The sequence below is a fragment of the Shewanella sp. AC91-MNA-CIBAN-0169 genome, from assembly GCF_040310165.1.
In the GTDB taxonomy this organism is placed as follows: Bacteria; Pseudomonadota; Gammaproteobacteria; order Enterobacterales; family Shewanellaceae; genus Shewanella.
In genome coordinates, this window is sequence record NZ_JBEOPM010000034.1 from 11,955 (window position 1) to 33,376 (window position 21,422).

18 protein-coding genes are annotated in these 21,422 nt (G+C 42.4%); 12 read left to right on the forward strand and 6 right to left on the reverse strand.

Going from position 1 to position 21,422, the window contains the following annotated elements:
* The first annotated feature begins 116 nt into the window (after positions 1-116).
* The 5 genes from AAEY98_RS20305 to gloA all read left to right on the forward strand — a co-directional run bounded on the left by AAEY98_RS20305 (position 117) and on the right by gloA (position 5,120).
* On the forward strand, positions 117-1,493 hold the full coding sequence (locus AAEY98_RS20305) for an NAD-dependent succinate-semialdehyde dehydrogenase (protein WP_351019175.1): 1,377 nt from the start codon (positions 117-119) through the stop codon (positions 1,491-1,493).
* 54 nt (positions 1,494-1,547) lie between these two features.
* Entirely contained in the window at positions 1,548-2,150 is a 603-nt protein-coding gene (locus AAEY98_RS20310) for an SDR family oxidoreductase (RefSeq protein WP_351019178.1), read from the forward strand.
* Between the two features lie 80 nt (positions 2,151-2,230).
* Positions 2,231-2,968 (forward strand): SDR family oxidoreductase, encoded by a 738-nt coding sequence (locus AAEY98_RS20315; protein WP_101087030.1) that lies wholly within the window; start codon positions 2,231-2,233, stop codon positions 2,966-2,968.
* Between the two features lie 380 nt (positions 2,969-3,348).
* Positions 3,349-4,125 (forward strand): hypothetical protein, encoded by a 777-nt coding sequence (locus AAEY98_RS20320; protein ID WP_351019181.1) that lies wholly within the window; start codon positions 3,349-3,351, stop codon positions 4,123-4,125.
* Between the two features lie 584 nt (positions 4,126-4,709).
* A complete protein-coding gene (gene gloA / locus AAEY98_RS20325; RefSeq protein ID WP_162023257.1) occupies positions 4,710-5,120 on the forward strand; it encodes a lactoylglutathione lyase in 411 nt (136 codons plus the stop codon).
* A gap of 180 nt (positions 5,121-5,300) precedes the next feature.
* Here gloA and ruvB read toward each other — a convergent pair whose 3' ends face one another.
* The 6 genes from ruvB to AAEY98_RS20355 form a co-directional block, all read right to left on the reverse strand.
* Positions 5,301-6,311 (reverse strand): Holliday junction branch migration DNA helicase RuvB, encoded by a 1,011-nt coding sequence (gene ruvB / locus AAEY98_RS20330; RefSeq protein ID WP_101087028.1) that lies wholly within the window; start codon positions 6,309-6,311, stop codon positions 5,301-5,303.
* A 30-nt stretch (positions 6,312-6,341) separates the two neighbouring features.
* On the reverse strand, positions 6,342-6,959 hold the full coding sequence (ruvA, locus tag AAEY98_RS20335) for a Holliday junction branch migration protein RuvA (RefSeq protein WP_101087027.1): 618 nt from the start codon (positions 6,957-6,959) through the stop codon (positions 6,342-6,344).
* Positions 6,956-7,477 (reverse strand): crossover junction endodeoxyribonuclease RuvC, encoded by a 522-nt coding sequence (ruvC, locus tag AAEY98_RS20340; protein ID WP_101087026.1) that lies wholly within the window; start codon positions 7,475-7,477, stop codon positions 6,956-6,958. The genes ruvA and ruvC overlap by 4 nt, the downstream gene beginning before the upstream one ends.
* Positions 7,478-7,484: 7 nt before the next feature.
* Positions 7,485-8,237 carry a YebC/PmpR family DNA-binding transcriptional regulator gene (locus tag AAEY98_RS20345; RefSeq protein WP_101087025.1) on the reverse strand — a complete coding sequence of 251 codons (753 nt, stop codon included), beginning with the start codon at positions 8,235-8,237 and terminating at the stop codon, positions 7,485-7,487.
* A gap of 123 nt (positions 8,238-8,360) precedes the next feature.
* The gene (gene aspS / locus AAEY98_RS20350) at positions 8,361-10,136 is read right to left on the reverse strand and encodes an aspartate--tRNA ligase (RefSeq protein ID WP_101087024.1); all 1,776 of its coding nucleotides are present in this window, start codon (positions 10,134-10,136) and stop codon (positions 8,361-8,363) included.
* Positions 10,137-10,308: 172 nt separating this feature from the next.
* On the reverse strand, positions 10,309-13,134 hold the full coding sequence (locus AAEY98_RS20355) for a diguanylate cyclase domain-containing protein (protein WP_182743755.1): 2,826 nt from the start codon (positions 13,132-13,134) through the stop codon (positions 10,309-10,311).
* A 395-nt stretch (positions 13,135-13,529) separates the two neighbouring features.
* Between AAEY98_RS20355 and cmoA the strand changes: the two genes are divergently transcribed.
* The 7 genes from cmoA to AAEY98_RS20390 are packed head-to-tail and all read left to right on the forward strand — an operon-like array spanning position 13,530 to position 21,392.
* Positions 13,530-14,261, forward strand: coding sequence for a carboxy-S-adenosyl-L-methionine synthase CmoA (cmoA, locus tag AAEY98_RS20360; protein ID WP_351019186.1), 732 nt, complete (start codon positions 13,530-13,532; stop codon positions 14,259-14,261).
* Positions 14,258-15,250, forward strand: a complete 993-nt coding sequence (gene cmoB / locus AAEY98_RS20365; protein WP_350979750.1) for a tRNA 5-methoxyuridine(34)/uridine 5-oxyacetic acid(34) synthase CmoB — start codon at positions 14,258-14,260, stop codon at positions 15,248-15,250. The genes cmoA and cmoB overlap by 4 nt, the downstream gene beginning before the upstream one ends.
* A 25-nt stretch (positions 15,251-15,275) precedes the next feature.
* A complete protein-coding gene (locus AAEY98_RS20370; RefSeq protein ID WP_101087020.1) occupies positions 15,276-16,046 on the forward strand; it encodes an ATP-dependent zinc protease family protein in 771 nt (256 codons plus the stop codon).
* 8 nt (positions 16,047-16,054) lie between these two features.
* Complete coding sequence (locus AAEY98_RS20375; protein WP_101087019.1) at positions 16,055-17,563, forward strand: inactive transglutaminase family protein; 1,509 nt, start codon at positions 16,055-16,057, stop codon at positions 17,561-17,563.
* Entirely contained in the window at positions 17,563-18,519 is a 957-nt protein-coding gene (locus AAEY98_RS20380) for an alpha-L-glutamate ligase-like protein (protein ID WP_101087018.1), read from the forward strand. The genes AAEY98_RS20375 and AAEY98_RS20380 overlap by 1 nt, the downstream gene beginning before the upstream one ends.
* Positions 18,482-20,284, forward strand: coding sequence for a hypothetical protein (locus tag AAEY98_RS20385; protein WP_351019189.1), 1,803 nt, complete (start codon positions 18,482-18,484; stop codon positions 20,282-20,284). Before AAEY98_RS20380 ends, AAEY98_RS20385 begins: the two co-directional genes overlap by 38 nt.
* Positions 20,262-21,392 (forward strand): DUF3541 domain-containing protein, encoded by a 1,131-nt coding sequence (locus AAEY98_RS20390; RefSeq protein WP_350979753.1) that lies wholly within the window; start codon positions 20,262-20,264, stop codon positions 21,390-21,392. Before AAEY98_RS20385 ends, AAEY98_RS20390 begins: the two co-directional genes overlap by 23 nt.
* Positions 21,393-21,422: the final 30 nt, after the last annotated feature.

Here is a 21,422-nt window from a genome sequence, read left to right on the forward strand (position 1 = left end):
CGATGTTTGCAACGTGGTAGTGTTGGCAAGCGAACAGACAGATCCCGCCAATTGACTGATAATCCACCTTAGCTAGCGTCAACGGCGTTAGCCTATCAGACTAGGAAGGAGCAACCATGTCGACAATCACCACCATTAATCCCGCGACCGAAAAAGAAATCCATACCTACGACATCATGACCGAAAAGCAGGCGACGGATCGGCTTGAGTCCTGCCATGGGGCATTTCTGCAATGGCGCGAACTGACCCATCAGGAACGGGCCCCCTACCTCAAGATGATCGCTCAAAAGTTGCTCGACAATGCCGATGAATTGGCCGCTTTGATGACCAACGAAACCGGCAAACTCCTTAAGGATGGACACGTTGAGGTCGAACTCTGTGCAGCTATCTTTAATTACACCGCTGAAAATGGACCCGACGTGCTGGCCGATGAAGATCGTGAGCAAGCACTCAACGGTAAACGCGGCGTCATCAGTTATCAGCCCATCGGCGTTATCTATTCAATTCAGCCTTGGAACTTTCCCCTTTACCAGCCGGTTCGTGTACTGGCATCCAATCTGATGGCTGGTAATGGCTGTATTCTGAAGCACGCTAGCATCTGCACCGGATCCGGTCTACGTTTGCGTGAATTGTGCATTGAGGCCGGCTTGCCCGAGGACCTGTTCCAGGTTTTGGTGATTGACCACGACACCAGCGACAAGCTGATAGCCCACCCTAAGGTCCGTGGTGTCACAATGACCGGCAGCGATGGCGCTGGGCGACACATCGGTGCTGTGGCCGCCAAAGAATTAAAGAAGACGGTACTCGAACTTGGCTCGAATGACGCTTACCTGGTGCTTGAGGATGCCGATATCGAAACCGCCGTAAAATTTTCGGTAATGGGTCGACTTTACAACAACGGAGAGACCTGCGTTTCTGCCAAGCGGTTCATCGTGACCGATAAGGTCTATGACGACTTTGTCGAGGCTTTCGTCGCCCAAATGCAAAAGATCAACATGGGTGACCCCACCGATAAGAATACCCAGCTTGGCCCGCTTTCCAGCCAGGAGCAGTTTGACACCGTCAAGGAGCAGGTGGATGCCAGCGTCGCCAAGGGTGCAAAAATCCTCTGCGGTGGTGAAATACCAAACCGCACGGGTGCCTATTATCCAGCCACTGTGCTAGCAGACCTCACGCCAGGAATGCCGGCCTACGACGATGAAATCTTCGGACCTGTCGCGTCGATTATCCGCGCCAGTGATGATGAGGACGCCATGCGGCTGGCTAATGACAGCCGCTATGGACTCGGCGGTGGGATCTTTTCAAAGGACGAGGAGCGAGCCCTCAAACTGGCGCGCGATGACTTCGACACAGGCATGATCCGTATTAATTCGTTTGGGGCTGCTGATCCGAATATGCCATTTGGCGGGGTCAAGAATTCTGGGTACGGACGTGAACACGGTGGCTTTGGTATGAAGGAATTCGTCAACGTAAAGTCAATTTTTCTCCCCTGACCTCGCTTTACACCCACAATTTCGCCCATTTCATCCAACATTAAGGATTTCTCTATGAGCATGAACATTCTTGTCGCCGGTGCCACCGGCAAAACGGGCCAGCTTCTGGCCCAGTACCTGATAGAACAGGGCCATAAGCCGATAGCGCTGGTTCGCGAAAGTTCGGATACCAGTTTACTGCCCCAAGGCGTAGACCTGCGCCATGGTGACCTGACCGACCTGGAAACCGGCCTGTGCGACTGCATGGACGCGGTGATCTTTGCCGCTGGCTCGGGAGGAAGCACGGGCCCTGAAATGACCAAAAAAGTGGACCGGGACGGCGCTAAGCGACTGATTGATCTGGCGAAGGAATCTGGCGTGAAGCGTTTCGTGATGCTCAGCTCGATCGGCGCAGATCAATCCAATCCCACCGGCGACATGGCCCCTTACCTGAATGCCAAACACGAAGCAGACGAATACCTCAAGGCTTCCGGAGTAACCTACTCGATCCTGCGCCCTGTGGCATTGACCAACAAGAGCCGCGGCACGGATGTGATCCTAGGTGAGGACGTCGACAAATCGGCCAAAGCATCTCGAGCGGATGTGGCCCATGTACTGGTGGAGGCCGCTACTACAGGCCGTTACGACGGTATGGTGCAGAATATGCAATCAGCCTGACCGTCGCGTCACTGGCGTAACACCAGGCTTGGACCGTTAACTTGTAAAATTCAATCATTCATTTCAACAGGAGAAAATCCATGTCAGAGATCAATAGCAAAGTCGTTATCATTACCGGTGCCAGCAGTGGTCTGGGTAGAGCCACAGCACTACGCTTGGCAAAGGGTGGCGCCAAACTGGTGCTTGCTGCTCGCCGCGAGGAACGCCTTGTGGAGCTGCGTGACACGATTAAGGATCAAGGTGGAGAAGCTATTTATCAAGTTACCGATGTCACTGACCGCGCTCAGGTCGAGTCGCTGGCCAAGGCCGCGAAGGAAGCTTACGGCCGCATCGACGTGCTGGTCAACAACGCTGGTCTGATGCCGCTATCGCCCCTCGATGAACTCAAGGTCGACGAATGGGAGAAGATGATTGACGTCAATATCAAAGGCGTGCTCTACGGCATTGCCGCGGTGCTGCCGACCATGCGCGAGCAGCATGTCGGCCACATTATTAATCTCTCGTCGATAGCCGGACATAAGGTCTTTCCCGCGTCCGCCGTTTATTCCGCTACCAAGTTTGCCGTGAAGGCGATATCAGAAGGCATGCGTCAGGAAGGCAATGGGGAAATCCGCTCCACCAATATTTCGCCTGGGGCCGTGGCGACCGAGCTGACCAGTAAAATCAGCGACCCCGATACTGCCAAGGGTGTTGATGAAATGTACGAGATGGCCATTGACCCTGATGCGATTGCGCGAGCAATTGCTTATGCCATTGAGCAGCCGACAGATGTTGATGTCAACGAGATTATCATCCGCCCCACTAGGCAGCCGCTCTAACCGGACAGCCACTCTATTGGACAGGAGCAATATGCAAACTGGCATGGTCAACGTTCAGCATCACAGCAGCTTAGTGTCTACTGTTGAACCACTTAAATTGTAAGCCAACACTGGAGAGCCATTTTTAGAATGCGGGTTCGAACGGATTGTCGGACCAGAGAACAAATGGTACAGCGGAAGGATCCGTTGCCTGAGTGCTTATGTTGTCATTTCTCAGCAAATCCATTTTGCTCTACGGTCTCTGTGTCGGAATTTTAGATACGAGATAAGAGCCTAGCATCTAGGGCATAAGCCGTCAGAGTGAAGTAAATAAAAATTTACTTCACTCTCTTTATACTTGGCGAATTATCCTGAGGTGAAACAAACGATGAGTATCAACTATGACTGACAAAATATTAAAAATTTCAGATAAGTTTTGGAATATTCGTGGTGAGTTTAACGTTTTCGGTTTATTAAATATTGGCACCCACACTTCTTTAGTAAAGCGCGGTAATGGCAAGTTTGTATTGCTTGACGCTTATGAGATGCAAGACGACGTTAAACAGCAAATCGATTCGCTGACCAACAATGGAGTCAACATTGAAGCGATTATTAATTTGCATCCATTCCACACCGTACATATTGAAAAAATACATGGGGATTATCCAAACGCAAAACTCTATGGCACACAGCGCCATATCGATAAATTGCCCAATCTAACATGGCAAACAGAGTTAACTAATTCAAACGAGTTTGCCGCTTTGTTTTCAGACGATTTTGAATTTTCAGTGCCCCGAGGGGTCGATTTTATTTCCAAAAACGAGCGCCTACATTTTTCATCGGTGCTTGCTTACCACAAAGAATCAAAAACCATTCACGTTGACGACACATTAATGTACCTTCAATTACCCGGTATACTTCGTTTTTTAAAAAGTCCAGAATTGTCTTTTCATATGACACTGTCGAAAACATTGGAACGACGCAAAGGAGCTGCTGATGATTTTCGGCTTTGGGCCACGGATATAGCGAAGCAATGGAGCGGTGCTGAAGTGTTGTGTGCGGCTCATTCGTCAACATTATTTATTAAAAACCAATCTCCATCAATTGCGGCGATGATCATGACAGCATTGGAACGGGTAGAATTAACCTTAAAACATCATGAAAACAAGTTTGGTTAACACCATTCTCTTCGTTATATTCCAGTTCAAACTGAATTAGGCATACAGAAATTGGCGAGATCACAACCGATGAAATGTCACTTTTGGATCTGAAACAGTCGAATACACCAAGACCAGCGAACGGTGCTTAGCCAGAAAACCACGATGCGACTGCTGTATAATTGAAGACTTGTGATTTTAAAGACAAGATATACCCAGAAAATTAACCCCCAAAGCACCGAAGGCACTTTAGGGGTTTTATATTAATGTATTGTATATTAACTCATCAATTAATATGCAATACATCTTTAGTGATGGCTCAAATGGGACTATCTAATTTTTGATGACGCCTAAAACAACGACACAAAAAATGCACTAAAACAAATCGCAATAATAACTGTAGTGCCTAATGCCATTTTCAATTCTGTATTCATTGTCTTGCCTCCAAATGTGTATATGGCAACAATAACGCTTTTTAGCGTTTAACCCAAAAAATATCCTCACAAATGTGAGCTAAAGCAAAATTTTGTTGGTATCAACCGCTAATATTTTCATTGTCATCTGAACTTGTTAAACTTAGATAAATTTTTATAAGAGAGCATATCATGTCGCAATTACTTCATACGATGATCCGTGTAGGCAACCTAGATCGCAGCATTCAATTTTATACCCAAGTGATGGGAATGAAACTACTGCGTCAATCTGAAAACTCAGAATATAAATACACCCTAGCCTTTGTTGGTTTTGGTGAAGAAACCACAGGCCAAGCCGTTATCGAATTAACCTATAACTGGGGTACCGATACATACGATTTAGGCAATGGTTTTGGACATTTGGCCATAGGCGAAGACGATATTTATGCGCGCTGCGAAGCAATTGCTGCTGCTGGCGGTAAAATCACTCGAGCACCTGGCCCTGTTGCTGGCGGCAAAACTGAAATTGCGTTTGTCGAAGATCCAGACGGATACAAAATCGAATTAATTCAAAAAAAATCAGCAACTGAAGCACTTGGCTAATATTGCCTAAGCAGCAAAAATAGGTGCGCTTGAAAGTACACTTTAGATTCGTTAGATATGATAAAACCAGCGAAAGCTGGTTTTATCATTTTGATGACAGAGATTTCGTACAAAATTTTACTGCGCTAGGCTATATATCTACAAGTCATTAGTGTGGGACTAAAATAGCTAATAAACAGATTACGCTTTTTCAGGTCTAACCAAACTAAAATGATCGTAGGCTCTTTGAGAAGCGATACGTCCTCTAGGTGTGCGCTGAATAAAGCCTTGTTGAATTAAAAAAGGCTCCAATACATCTTCAATCGTTTCTCTATCTTCACCTATCGCGGCGGCAAGGTTATCTAATCCTACTGGACCACCCATAAATTTATCAATAATTGCCAGCAAGAGTTTACGGTCTAAATAATCGAAACCTTGCTCATCAACATCAAGTAAATCAAGCGCATATTCGGCAACTTTTTGGGTGACTTTACCATCATGTTTGACTTCCGCATAGTCGCGAACGCGGCGTAATAAACGATTAGCAATTCGCGGGGTGCCTCGTGAACGTTTGGCGATTTCAATCGCACCTTGCTGATCAATCTCAAGCTCCATCACATTCGCTGAGCGTGTCACGATAGTGGTAAGATCTTTGACATTGTAAAACTCTAAACGCAGTGGAATACCAAAACGCGCCCGCAGTGGTGATGTTAGTGCTCCAGCACGAGTGGTCGCCCCAATAAGCGTGAATGGCGGTAAATCTAACTTAATTGAACGTGCTGCAGGGCCGTCACCAATCATAATATCCAGTTGGTAATCTTCCATCGCCGGATAAAGGATCTCTTCCACTACAGGGCTTAAACGATGAATTTCATCGATAAACAGCACATCACCTTCTTCAAGATTGGTTAACAATGCCGCTAAATCACCGGCTTTTTCAAGCACAGGGCCAGAAGTGGATTTGATGTTCACGCCCATTTCATTAGCCACAATCATCGCTAACGTTGTTTTACCTAATCCTGGAGGACCGAAAATCAGCATGTGATCAAGGGCTTCCCGGCGATTTATCGCTGCTTGAATAAAAACCTTAAGCTGCGCTCGAGTATCATCTTGACCGGTATACTCATCCAACATTTTAGGGCGCATAGCACGATCAATCAGTTCATCTTGACCTTGTACCTGCGGTTGGATTAGGCGATCAGCTTCAATCATTTTTACGTACCCTGTTTATGCATATCATATTTATAGCATTGATTTTAATGCAGCTTTAATTAGCGTTTCTGAGCTCATGCCTTCTTTAAAAGCCGCAGAAACCGATTTGCTGGCCTGAGCAGGCTTATAACCTAACGACAATAAAGCTGAAATTGCATCTTCTTCTGCACTATCAACTGGGGCAGCTGGAGTATAATTACTTTGCAGCATAAACTCGCGCTCCGAGCCTGCAGAAGCTTCAAGTAAACTTTTAAGCTTGTCACGCATTTCAATCACTAAACGCTCTGCGGTTTTCTTACCGACACCTGGCAGTTTAACTAAGGTGGCAATGTCATCTCGCTCAACACATGACACGAACTCAGATGCAGTCATACCCGACAAAATCGTTAATGCCAGTTTAGGCCCAACGCCATTGGTTTTAATCAATAATCGGAATAATGCACGCTCTTGTTTTGTGATAAAACCATAAAGTAACTGCGCATCTTCACGCACCACAAAATGAGTAAATAACATCGCAGCTTGATTTAACCCTGGTAATTCATAAAAGCTGGTCATCGGCACTTGTAATTCGTAACCAACGCCATTGACATCAAGCACCACTTCAGGCGCTTGTTTTTCAACTAAAATACCGCTTAAACGACCTATCATTTGTATCTTCCATATGTTCTGCTGCTAGCTTTACCACCCATAGCGATAAGGCTTTGATAAGTATGAAAATGGCATATTGCTACTCCTAATGCATCAGCCGCGTCAGCTTGTGGTGAAGCAGGTAGTTTGAGTAGTTGCTTAATCATATGTTGAACTTGCGTTTTTTGAGCTCGGCCTGTCCCCACTACAGCACTTTTTATTTGGGTTGCGCTATATTCCGCAACGGGCAGTCCAGCACACGTAGCGGCAACAATTGCCGCGCCTCTGGCTTGGCCAAGCTTTAAGGCTGAATCAGCATTTTTGGCCATAAATACCCGTTCAATAGCAAATTCATCCGGCTGATATTGGGTAATGATTTCGCATAAGCCTGCATAAATTTGTTGTAATCGTTGTGGTAATTCATCGGCAGAGGTTCGAATACAGCCGCTACCAAGGTAAATCTGTTGACGGCCTTGGCATTGGATCACCCCGTAGCCTGTAATGCGGGAGCCGGGATCGACTCCTAAAATAATGGCCATTGATGCCTCATGCGTTGTCTAACGCTTGCATAACGTCATCTGATATCTCAGCATTATGATATACCTCTTGTACATCATCATGGTCTTCTAAGGTATCGATTAAACGTAAAAATTTTTCGGCGGTATCTGCATCAAGTTCAGCTTTTAAGGATGCAACCATAGTCACTTCAGCATGAACAGAACCAAAACTAGCACTATCAAGTGCATCTTTGACTTTGCCAAAGGTCTCTGGAGTGGTGAATACATCGATTGAACCATCATCATGAGTGATAACATCTTCGGCGCCTGCGTCTAATGCACTGTCGATTAGGCTATCTTCATCAATATCGGTGTCGTAGGAAATAATGCCAGATTTAGTAAATAAATAGGCCACTGAACCATCGGTACCCAAGTTACCACCCGACTTATTAAACGCATTACGCACCCCAGAAACGGTGCGATTACGATTGTCTGTCATCGTTTCAACCATGACCGCAGTACCACCTGGACCATAGCCTTCATAAATAATGGTTTCTAGTTGCTGACCATCTATCTCACCGGCACCGCGTTTTATGGCGCGTTCAACGGTATCACGGGTCATATTATTGGATAAGGCTTTATCAACTGCAGCGCGTAATCTGGGGTTAGCATCAACATCTGAACCGCCTTCGCGAGCTGCTACAGTAAGCTCTCGAATAAATTTGGTAAACAACTTACCGCGTTTAGCATCTTGTGCGGCTTTACGATGTTTTATATTGGCCCATTTACTGTGTCCTGCCATCTTAAGCTCCTTTATCCAATTGGATAATTCAAGTAAAAAACCATACTTGTCAAAAACATACCGAGGCAGCAGCCTCGGTATGTGGTGCCCTATTTAAGAGCGTATTACGCTGAACAATAATGTTTACTCTTCAGTTTTAACCTTTTCAATCACCGCAATACCCAATTCCGTTAACTGCACTGGGTTAGCAAAACCAGGAGCGTTAGTTAATGGACATGCCGCGGTAGTCGTTTTAGGGAATGCCATTACGTCACGAATCGAGCTTGCGCCGGTCATCAACATGACAATACGATCCAAACCAAACGCTAAACCCGCGTGTGGAGGTGTACCGTAACGTAACGCTTCAAGTAAGAAGCCAAACTTTTCTTGTGCTTCTTCAGCTTCAATACCTAAAATACTGAATACTGTACTTTGCATTTCGGCGTTATGAATACGCACTGAGCCGCCACCTAATTCACAACCATTCAATACCATATCGTAGGCATCTGAAATAGCTGCTGCTGGATCTGCTGCTAATTCTGCTGGACTAATACCACGAGGCGCAGTAAATGGATGATGAACCGCGTGGAATCCACCGTTAATTTTCTCAAACATTGGGAAGTCGACAACCCACATTGGGCGCCACTGTCCTTCAAGTAACTTGAAATCTTCGCCAGCTTTTAAGCGCAAGGCGCCCAATGCTTCAGCAACCACATTGGCTTTGTCTGCACCAAATAGGATGATATCGCCGGTTTGTGCACCTGTACGGCTGATGATGTCGTTAACAATAGATTCAGTTAAAAACTTAAGTACAGGCGACTGAATACCATCCATGCCTGCAGCTAAGTCATTTATTTTCATCCACGCTAAACCTTTAGCACCATAAATGCCGGCAAATTTAGTGTAATCGTCAATTTGTTTACGAGATAATGACGCACCTGTTGGAATACGTAGTGCCGCAACGCGACCTTCGACATCATTTGCAGGGCCATTAAATACCGCAAACTCAACATCTTTAACCAAATCAGCAATATCAACTAATTCAAGTGGATTACGTAAATCAGGCTTATCAGAACCATAACGCTTCATTGCTTCGGCGTAGGTCATGCGAGGAAAATCACCTAAATCAACATTCAATAAATCTTGAAACAAACCGCGCATCATTTGCTCAGTTTTTTCCATGACTTGTTCGGCAGACATGAATGAGGTTTCAATATCGATTTGAGTAAATTCAGGTTGGCGATCTGCACGTAAATCTTCATCGCGAAAACACTTAACAATTTGATAGTAGCGGTCAAAACCAGACATCATGAGCAACTGTTTGAACAGCTGTGGTGATTGAGGCAAAGCAAAAAATTGACCTTTATAAGTGCGACTTGGGACTAAATAGTCACGCGCACCTTCTGGAGTGGCTTTGGTCAAAATAGGCGTTTCGATATCTAAAAAGCCATTGGTGTCTAAGAAGCGACGAACAGAACTGGTCACTTTTGCACGAAAAATAAGACGCTCGGCCATTTCTGGGCGACGTAAATCTAAATAACGGTATTTTAAGCGTTGTTCTTCACTGTTATTTTGATAATTATCCATGCTTAAAGGTAAAGGCGCTGAAGCATTAATCACTGTCAGTTGCGTACCTAAAATTTCAATCGCACCAGTTTTCATTTGTGAATTGACTTGGCTATCAGGACGAGCGCGCACAACACCTTTAATTTGAACACAAAACTCACTGCGCAATGTGCTGGCTATATCAAAAACGTCTTTTAGATCTGGGTCAAAAACAACTTGAACTAGCCCTTCTCTATCGCGTAAGTCTAAAAACACAACTCCGCCTAAATCGCGACTACGGTTAACCCAACCAACTAAAGTAACTTCTTGACCTAGATGAGACGTATTAATGTCTCCACAATAATGACTGCGCATTGAACTCTATCCTTTATCCACAAAGCGGTATTTTGGAAATCGAAAACGATAAAAACGGCATTATATACCGTGACTCAAACTTATGCATTGAAGTATCAATCAGATTGCAGCAATTAACCAGACCTACAGCGAATAAACTCAATCGACTGACGGAAAAACCATCAACCAAAAACTAGCTCATTTTATGTTGATGGCCACCGACTTTTTTAGCTTGATACATTAACTGATCTGATTTTTTCAATAATGAAGCAGCGGTATCGGCATCATCAGGAAAAATAGCAATACCGATGCTGGCCGAAATAGTGACATTGATATCATCGATTAGTAACGGTTTCTTTAATCCCAATAAAATATTTTCAGCCACTTGACGAGCATTTTCTTTGGCTTCGATATGATTTAATAACACCACAAACTCATCACCACCAAAACGGGCAACCGTGTCAGAATCTCGCACATGTTGGCTTAATAATAAGGCGATACGTTGTAGCAACTTATCCCCCACATGATGACCATGCCGATCGTTTATTGCTTTAAAACCATCTAAATCAATAAATAACAGTGCAAACTTCGATTTATCCCGATGATGAGTCAAAGTGGCTTGCGCTAATCTATCGTCAAGTAAACTACGATTTGGCAATGCCGTAACATTGTCATGATTAGCCATAAATCGAAGGTTCTCTTCAGCTTTAAGACGTTTTTGGATTTCGACATTTAAACGTCGATTCGACATTAAAACCACGATGGCAATTAAGGTGATAATCAGCAAACCAATCACTAATATTTTCAACCAACGTTGGTAACGTAATGTGTCACTATTAAGATCTAGCGAAACCCATTTTTGATACATGTTCTGTTGTTCGGTTTCATCAATGGTCGCAATGACTCTATCAATCAAAGGCACTAAACCTTTGACGCCCGGAAATAAGCCTATATGGCTATGCTGCTCAGTTAACTCAGCTAATAAAGACATTTTTAAACTCGGATATTGGCCACCTTTTAACGTAGTCGCCAATGTTGCTACTTGTTCAACAAACATATCCGCACGACCCGTGATAACCGCTGCCATACCTTGCTTAGTGTCTGCAACAGGCACTAATTTTATACCTGGGTATTGTTGGCGAAGCTGATCGACAATGTGATAGCCATCAACAACAGCCAATCGTTTACCGGTAACTTGGGAGATATTAAAAATGGGAGGCTGAGTTAACGACGTGACTATCGCCCAAGGTGACGGCCAATATGCTAATGAGAATGCCAGTGTATTTTCGCGCTCAATCGTTTTAGCCATACTGGCTACTAAATGAATTTCACCTTTAACCAGGTCGCTCATCATGTTGCCAAAATCATCGTAAGCCACCGGGATAATGGTTAAATTGAGTTGGGTAACCAATAAATTTTTGATGTCTGCATTCACCCCTAAAAACTCACCGTTTTTACCCTGAAACTCCATAGGAGCCCAATTTTTCAGGTAACCCATTTTTATGGCCCCTAGACTACTAACGTATTGCTTTTGTTGAGTTGTTAGTTTGATTTTATTGGCAGAATTAGCAAAAAAACGATCGTCTGGGTTAATTAACCATTTACGCTCAACTTGAATTTGTTCTTCGACAGAAATCAAATTAAATCCAGCTTGAATCCGATCCGCTAAGCCACTGTCATCAATGCGCGTTAAAACATACATATCTGTTGAAAATTCGATATCGGTATATTGACGAAACTCTGCCCACAACTTATTGGCTAATAAGTAATGAGACGTCATTGCTGCAGATGAAACAAAACCGCTAATTTCATTTTTACGTGCCGCTTTAACCATGCCGTCTAATGAATCATAAAAACGTAACTGCGCTTTGGGAAATGCTTTTTTAATATCACTAATATAAGGCGCGGTAGGGAAAACCCCAATCCGCATAGCCGTATTTTCAATGCTACTTAACGCTAAGTTCGAACTAAAAAAGCGACTTTTAACCGAAATAATATGCCACGCTTGCTTTAAGCCAGTGCGCATATCTTGGCTTTCAGGATAACCAATATGAACATCTGCAACACCACGTTTAACATCATCAATGGAACTGCTCATGTCACCCGCAACAAAATCAATATTGATACCGGTTTTTTCAGACCATAAAGTCCACAAATCAACTAACATTCCATGTGGCAAGCCATCAGCGCCGATATCGGCATAAGGCTCGACACCATTTTGCATGGCAATAATGACTCCCGCAGTTTGTCGATGATAGCCTAACCACCGCCGCTCTATTTGCTGAATAACCTTCGCCGGCATTAATTCAAAACCATGGTTAATTTTGTTGAGAAGCTCTAAATCTCCTTTGACCACCGCAGGGGCTAAGTTGATTTTTTTGATGAGTATGCGCGATGAGCTGTAAAAATTGGCGGCAATGTCTTGTTCAAGTGCTAAATTGCGTTGATATCCTTCAATACCGGCAAAAACAAATAACTCACCTTTAACGGCTGCTTGTAATAATTGTTCACGATTTTGATAACGCTTAAAACTAAGCTTAGGTTCTAGCGCTGATAATGTTGCTTCATGGGATGAGCCACTCACGATACCAATTTGATAGGGCACTAAATCACTAATTTGTTTTTTACTGCTGAGCGACTTATGAATGTATAAATAGGTATTGAGTGAAGTAAAGGGTTTGGCAAAATCAAACTTTTTTAACCTAGCTTGGTTTTGAGACATGCCAATGTGGACATCTGCTTTTTTCTGTTCAAGCTGATCGAGTGACTGTTGCCAATGCCGAGACACAAATTGCACTTTGGTATCAGTAATAATGGACCATTCGCGCCACAAATCGACCAAAATACCTGCAGGAGTTCCCGTTTCATCCAAATATTCAAATGGATAAGTATCTTCTCCCATCACGATAACTAAGGGAAGTTGGCGTACTGACGTATTGGCTTTATCTGAATGTATTGCCTGCGCAGGTAATGATATCCACGCAAATAATATTGCTAATATCCAAGGTATAAATTTCAAGTTTTTTCCCTAATACTTTCACTTTTTATACTTATTTATTAAATAAGCTTGTTCATTGCCATTTTGGGGTAAATTAACTACCGTTTTCCAAGCCATAAATATTTTAGCGGTTAGAAAAAAATGATTGCAATGGCTTAAAAAACAGCTTTGTTGCTACTTTGTTACAAGAATAAATAATATCATTATTCAGTCTTGAGTCATGCTAATTTTATGAATAGAAATTAATATTCTGAAGCTTATGCACATAATACCAGCATTCATAAGCATTCAAAACCTGTCCTATTAACAACATTGTCAACTATTTGAAAAAAAACTCACAAATTATTAGCTAGATACTTGCTGCAGTTCACCATCATTAGCTAAAATACATTTCTAACTTTTCCACATTACAGCTGATGAACTCTCAACAAGATAAGATATACGCTCATGTGACCGACCAAATTACTGATTTTCAATTTGATCAACGTGTTGCTGGTGTATTTAATGACATGATCCGCCGCTCTGTTCCTGGGTACGCACAAATTATCAATACCATTGGTGATTTTGCTAATCGCTTTGTCACGCCCCAAAGCAATATATACGATCTCGGTAGTTCGTTAGGCTCAGCTACATTAAGTATTCGTCGTCAAATTGAAGGGCGCGGATGTCAAATTTATGCGGTAGACAATAGCCAGTCTATGATTGAGCGTTGTACTGAAAATCTTGCTGCGTATGTCAGCGACATTCAAGTCAATTTATTGTGTGCTGATATCAGAGATATCGACATCCAGAATGCGTCGATGGTGGTGCTCAACTTTACCCTACAATTTCTACCGACCCATGATCGCGACGCCCTAATAAAACGTATTTACGACGGTATGTTACCCGGTGGAATTTTAGTCATTTCAGAAAAATTATTCTTTGAAGATAATCAAATTCAACAGTTATTAGATGAACAGCATTTAGATTTTAAGCGTGCAAATGGGTATAGTGAGCTCGAAATAAGTCAAAAACGCAGTGCATTAGAAAACGTTATGCGTCCAGACAGCTTAAATGTCCACCAACAACGCTTAACTGAAAACGGCTTTAGTCACTTCTCAGTCTGGTTTCAATGTTTTAACTTTGCATCTATGGTAGCCATTAAATGATCAATTTTAGCTCTTTTTATAAAGACATTGCTGATTCAAACCTACAACACTGGTTGGAAACATTACCGGCAATTTTAGGTAAATGGCAACGAGATCATAAACACGGCAATTTACCTAAATGGGAAAAAGTGCTCAACAAATTACATTATCCTCAACCGGATAAAATAGATTTTAGCAGCAGTGTAACAATTGGAACCGGGGAACAACTCAGCCTAGGACAAGTCGAAAAACTGACTAATTTACTGGCGGTGTTTCAACCGTGGCGTAAAGGTCCATTTTCCGTTCATGGCATTCAAATTGATACAGAATGGCGCAGTGATTGGAAATGGGACCGAGTTAAAAACTTTATTTCACCGTTAAAAAATCGCACAGTGTTAGATGTTGGTTGCGGTAGTGGCTACCACATGTGGCGGATGTTAGGTGATGGTGCAACTCGTGTTGTAGGGATTGACCCTTCGCCATTATTTTTATGTCAATTTGAAGCTATCAAGCGAGTTGCAGGTAATCAGCACCCGGTATATTTGCTGCCATTAGGGATAGAGGAATTACCCGCATTAGATGCCTTTGATACCGTATTCTCGATGGGCGTACTCTATCATCGTCGCTCTCCGATAGATCATTTACTACAATTACGTGACCAATTAAGAGTGGGTGGTGAATTGGTACTTGAAACACTGGTGATTGATGGCGATGAAAATGCGGTACTTGTTCCACAAGATAGATATGGCAAAATGAACAACGTTTGGTTTATACCATCAGTTGCAGCCTTAATGTTATGGTTAAAGAAATGTGAGTTTATTGATATTCGTTGTGTAGATATCGATATCACCTCACTAGCAGAACAACGCAGCACCCACTGGATGAAAAATGAATCTCTAGTCGATTATCTCGATCCAAATGATGTGAGTTTAACCGTAGAAGGTTATCCCGCGCCTAAGAGGGCTATCATCATTGCAACAAAGAACCAACCGAATCACGATTTAGTATAAATATTACTATTCAACAGGAATTGACATGTTAAAGCAGGTAATTGCTCTATCCGTTGCAGCGGCACTATTATCGGGTTGTACCGCCACCCAAAAAACAATAACACCACCGCTGACCAATGCTGATTTGAATAGCAGTTTGCAAGTTTCGCAAACCGTCATTATTGATGCCATCAATGTACAAAATAGTCAGCAGACAAATGACATTAGTGCGCTTTCTGACGAAATTAGAAAGTTGAAGACTCAGGTAAGCACCGCAATGAGTCAAAAACCAAAAACAATTATTGTTCAACCACCTACACCAAAGCCTGTGGCGGTCCCACAGCAATGTCCTGAAGCCATTATTGGTGAGAAGTTTCTACTTGGTGAAGTCGAAAGTGTCTACATAGATGAAGTAAAATTAAAGTTTGCCACACGCATTGATACTGGTGCAGAGTCATCATCTCTAGACGCACGCAATATCGTATTATTTGAACGAGAAGGCGTACAGTGGGTTCGCTATGATGTGATAACTAATAACACTGAACAACCTGCAAACACCTTTGAATCTAAAGTTGAACGCTTTGTTCGTATTAAACAAGATGCAGATACGGCTGATGATCGTCGTCCAGTAATCCATGCCCATTTAAAAATAGGTAAATATGCCGCCGAAACAGATTTAAACCTAACGGATCGAAGCCACCTAGATTATCCTTTATTACTAGGTCGCAAGTTTATGAAAGATATTGCCATTGTTGATGTAGGCCAAATCTACATTCATGGTAAAGCCAAAAACCAAATTACCACGTTAATTAAGTAGGATCCGTAATGCATTCTCGTAAACCGTTTTACATATTCGTTGCGTTGCTATTTATCATCGGGATCAGCACCAGCATATATCGTGGTATCGAACACAATGTGCCTTTTTTACCTGGGGACCAGGTACAAAGTTGGGCCGTTGATGCCAAAATAAGTTTTAATGGAAAGAATCAACCTGCTGAGGTCAATTTCTCATTACCTAACGATCCTGCATTTGACATCTTAGTTGAAAATGCATCATCACCAGGTTATGGCTTAAATATTTCAGAAGATACTAATAACCGTCGCGCCGTGTGGTCTATTCGTGAGGCTTCTGGCTCACAAGCATTGTATTACCGAGTCACTTTGGTACCCACAGGCAAGCTTAATATTGAAGCCGTCGAAGAACCTGCCACGCCAGAATTATATTCATGGCCTGCAACAGAGAAATCAGCAGCAGAGCAAGTCATTGAAGAAGTCTGGGCTCGCAGTGCTACTAACCTGTCGTTTGCTCAGCAGTTAATGAATTTGATTAACGATAATGATCAGAGCCAAAATATGGCGTTGTTATTATCGGCTAACACCTCAACCAATTTGTTTGTGCACATGTTGCACTCAAAAGGGGTACCTGCACGTATTGTTAACGGTTTGCAACTTGAAGATCAACGACGTCGTCAGCAGCTCACATCATACGTTCAAGTTTACAATAACGGTCAATGGGAACTTTTTGACGTTCCAAACAACAAAAAAGGCCGTGACAATACTTTAGTATTATGGGAATACACTGGCCACTCAGTACTTGATGTTATGGGAGGAACTAGCTCATTAGTTAACTTCTCAATGCTGCAAGATACTCGTTCTGCATTAGCCACCTCTATCGACATGATGATGAATGACGATGCAATGGATTTCTCTTTGTATCAGTTACCGCTTGAAGAACAAAGCACATTTAAGGGCATTCTGTTAATCCCAATTGGGGTATTAGTAGTGGTGTTCTTACGCGTCATTGTCGGCATCAAAACATCTGGTACTTTTATGCCGGTATTGATCGCTCTAGCGTTTATTCAAACGACCCTACTAACCGGCTTAATTGGCTTTTTGCTTATTGTTGCCTTTGGTTTAATGATCCGTTCCTATCTGTCGACGCTTAACTTACTGCTCATATCCCGAATATCGGCGGTAATTATTGTGGTTATTTTTATTATCGGCTTATTTACCTTAATTTCATTCAAATTAGGCTTAAGTGAAGGCTTAACGATTACCTTCTTCCCGATGATCATTCTTGCGTGGACCATTGAGCGCATGTCTATTCTGTGGGAAGAAGAAGGCCCTAAGAAAGTCTTTGTATCAGGTGGCGGTAGCTTATTTGTGGCCACATTGGCGTACTTAGCCATGGACAACCAATTAGTTCAGCATTGGGTATTCAACTTCTTAGGCATTCACTTAGTGATTTTAGCGTTGGTATTAGTGATGGGACAGTACACAGGTTACCGTTTAACTGAATTAAAACGCTTTAAACCATTAGTTGGAGAGCAATAATGAAGTACGCCTGGCCCTGGGAATTGAGCCGTAGCGGTGTACTCAACATGAACAGGCGCAATATTAGCTATATTGGTCGTTATAATCAGCGTAAGTTTTATAAACGCGTTGATGACAAACTAATTACTAAGCAACTTGCGCTTGCTAATGGCATAGCCGTTCCCGATTTAATTGGGGTTGTTCATGAACAACATAAAATCCAAGAAATCCCAGCTATGGTCCTCGACCGTAGCGGTTTTGTGATAAAGCCAGCAAAAGGTTCTGGCGGTAAAGGCATTATGGTGATCACCAGAGTGAGTAATGGCTGTTATTACAAGCCCAATGGCCACGAAGTGACTCATAGCGAAATTTATCGCCATGTATCTAATATTTTAAGTGGTTTATTCTCTCTCGGCGGTAAGCCTGATGTCGCAATTGTTGAAGGGTTAATTGAATTTGACCCAGTCTTTGAAGGCTTAAGTTATGAGGGTGTCCCAGACATCCGCTTAATTGTGTTTAAAGGCTTTCCTGTCATGGGAATGTTACGTTTATCAACTGCAGCATCAGATGGTAAAGCTAACTTACACCAAGGCGCTGTAGGTGTTGGCTTAGATATCGCTACCGGACACAGTTTGCATGCTGTGCAATTTGACTTACCCGTTGATAAGCATCCTGATACTCACTTTCCACTGTCGAACATCAAAGTTCCTCATTGGGAAACCTTACTCCACACAGCATCAAGTGCCTATGAAATGTGTGAGCTCGGGTATTTAGGTACTGACATGGTGTTAGATAAAAACAAAGGCCCACTGTTACTTGAATTGAATGCCCGTCCTGGTCTAACCATTCAAATTGCCAATGGTAGAGGGATTTTACCTCGACTTAAGCATGTAGAAGCGATGAAAAGCTCAACAATGTCAGTTGAGGAACGCGTGGCTTATGCTAAAAAGCATTTTTGTAGCAACCCTATTTTTTAATCTTTTAGCCACAGCAAGCGCTGTGGCTAATCCCTTAGCACTGTTCGTCGAACAGTGCTTACAATATCAACCTGATTTAGGACAAGACAAGCTTGTTTCTTTTCAGTCTGTTGAACAACAAGCTGTTGAATTTGAAAAGCGCACAATTGCGTTAAATAATATCAACGACAGAATTCAATATTACCGCCCTTTCGCCAACGACAGCCTAAATAGGCAAGGCTTATTATGGTGCCAATTACACCTTGCCGATGAACTTTATGCGTTAGCTACAGCAGCCAATACCCAACGCTTAATTGATCAGTTGTTACAGCTTCGACCGCCTTATGATCAATTAGGACAACGCTTAGTCGCCATAAGACAATCACAGTGGGAGCTAATCGAAAAGTCAAAACTGCACAGCGCCCAGGCAAGTAATAATCAAGCATTGTCTCAACGACTCTTCAGCATGCAATTTAATCAGCAAGACTGTGTAATATCCAATGAACTTAGTTCAGAGAGCAGCAATACTAATATTGATATTCGTATTGCTAAATATTTAATTACACAACCCAATGAACACTGTAGAAAACAGGTTTGGCTTGCCTATCAAATTCGCGCAAAAGACAAACAAGCTCCAGCGCTTGCATTGATCCATCAATTACAACAGCAGCACGCAATTCTTCAAGACTATGATAATAGCGCACAGGCACAACTCTCATCTCATGGGCTAACCCCGCCGTTGTTAGAGCAATTCTTAGCCAGCCAAACAAGTAATCTTGGTATCGCGCCATGGAATATTGCCCATGCCCTTAGTCGGGTAAGTAATTCATCGGCTATAAAATCGATTACTACGGATGCATTTTTACAGCAAATATTCGAAAGCCTTAAAGCTTTAGATCTCAAGTTTGAACTGATCACAATAGACGATGATAAAATAGACGATCCTAAAATAAATAAAACGACATCGCTTGCAGACAGTCAACATAGCAGCTTAAGTGAGGCACACCTCATACGCGTTTGGCACCAACAGCGATTACTGGGTGAAATTTTCACCTACCCACAAGATAAGCAGCACAATCCATTAAATATAGATGGTCAATTGATAAAACAAACTGTTGTCGGTCATCAATTTGGCCAATATTCGCTAAGTTTTCCATCGCAATTAATCCATGTGAAACAACAACAAAAATTAATTAACAGATTAAGCCAAGCAATAGTATCCTTGGCGCAAGGTGGGCAGTTTTATTTTATTACCAATAGAGCACAAAACACTGATGCCCATGCGATTGCAACACAGTGGTTAGCACACTACATTACACAACAGCTGAACTTATCCCAATTGCCTAAAAGACACCAATTAGCAGCACAATATCAACAGCAATTATGGGTATTTAGGACAAAGATTTCACTGGCTTTTTATCAATATAAAGGTAATTTCAAAGGTACACAGCAGGATATTTGGTTAAGTCATAATCAACCACTATCAGTGGCTTTTGAGCAAAGCTTTGGCCTACCATGGCCAAATGCAACGGACGCAATATATAGTTATCAAGCTATTGCTAATGAAGGAATTAATCATTATCTTCCTTTATGGCAAACCGCATTGACTCAATTAATCATTGCTGACACACCGACCAATATATCGACTCGCGCGATATTTAATTTATTGGTTGTAAACGAAACACATTTAACTTTAGACGATCAACTTGAGCAGCTTATTGGCCCACCAATAGACCCACATTCACTTATCAGGAGATTTAAACATGCTGGAACTACGCAAGAGTAAAACACTCTCGTACTTACTATTATCAGCTACGTTGTTTAGTAGTGTGGCGTTCGCAAAAGAGTCCGTTGAAAAAACACCACATAAGTTAACTGCTGACCAAGTTTATCAAGGCATTAAAACCAATTTAGAAACTAATCTTTATTCATTACCGCCTCGTGTACAAGGCCATTATGCTATACGTCAATTCCGTATGACTGGGGAAGCAAAATACGCTAACGGTTCATTAATCGATTTGCTCACCATTGCAGAACGCCAAGCATACTATTCTTGTAATCTGGATAAACCCGGTTTTATTAAAAGTGAATCAAAAATTGAAGCGGATAAATTAGGCTCTGGCCCACGGGCTACCGCCCGTAAGGAAGCCATCGCTCCTTACCCTAACTTTATGTTATATACCGATGTGCTATTGCGCTATGCCAGTCGAGTCGATGAGTTTGGCTTTACCGGACCTTGTCATGATTTAATGATAAAAACCCTAAAAAGTGCTAATTTAGAACCCGCTTTCACTGATCCAAAAATGATCAAAGCTTGGGCCGCGCAGTTAATCAACTATGTATATTGGGCCAAGCAAATCGGTGTTGGCGACTATTACCAAGCTTACAAACAAGCTTTCATTAAAACCTATCCAGATAGTAATGATGATAAGCTCAAAAAAGGCCAATATAAAAACAAAGTTTATGGTATGACTCACTTTATTTTTTCAGCTAGCGAGTATTATCAACATCCAGTCGATCCAAAAGAGTATCAGTGGATTTTAGATTACTTTGAAAACAACATTGATCGCATTTTAACCGATACTACTGAAGATATTATTACTGAAGTGGGTATTAGTTTCTTAATTACTGGTAACGGCGATAACCCAGTTGTAGAGAAAGTGAAAAAGCATGTGATTGCGGCTTACGATCCTAAAACAATGATGATCCCCTCACCACATGGCAAAGTTGAATTATCTTCTGGTGAACACAGAAACGTATTAGCAATGATGTTATTAGAGTGGCCTGAAACGTTACATAAAGGACCATATTTAAATAATATTTCTAGTACCAAGAAATACTTACCAAAACTTGTTAAGCCTAAAGCGTCTATGAACGATGCTAAATCACACTAAATATTAGCAGTGATACGTTTGAGGCAAATG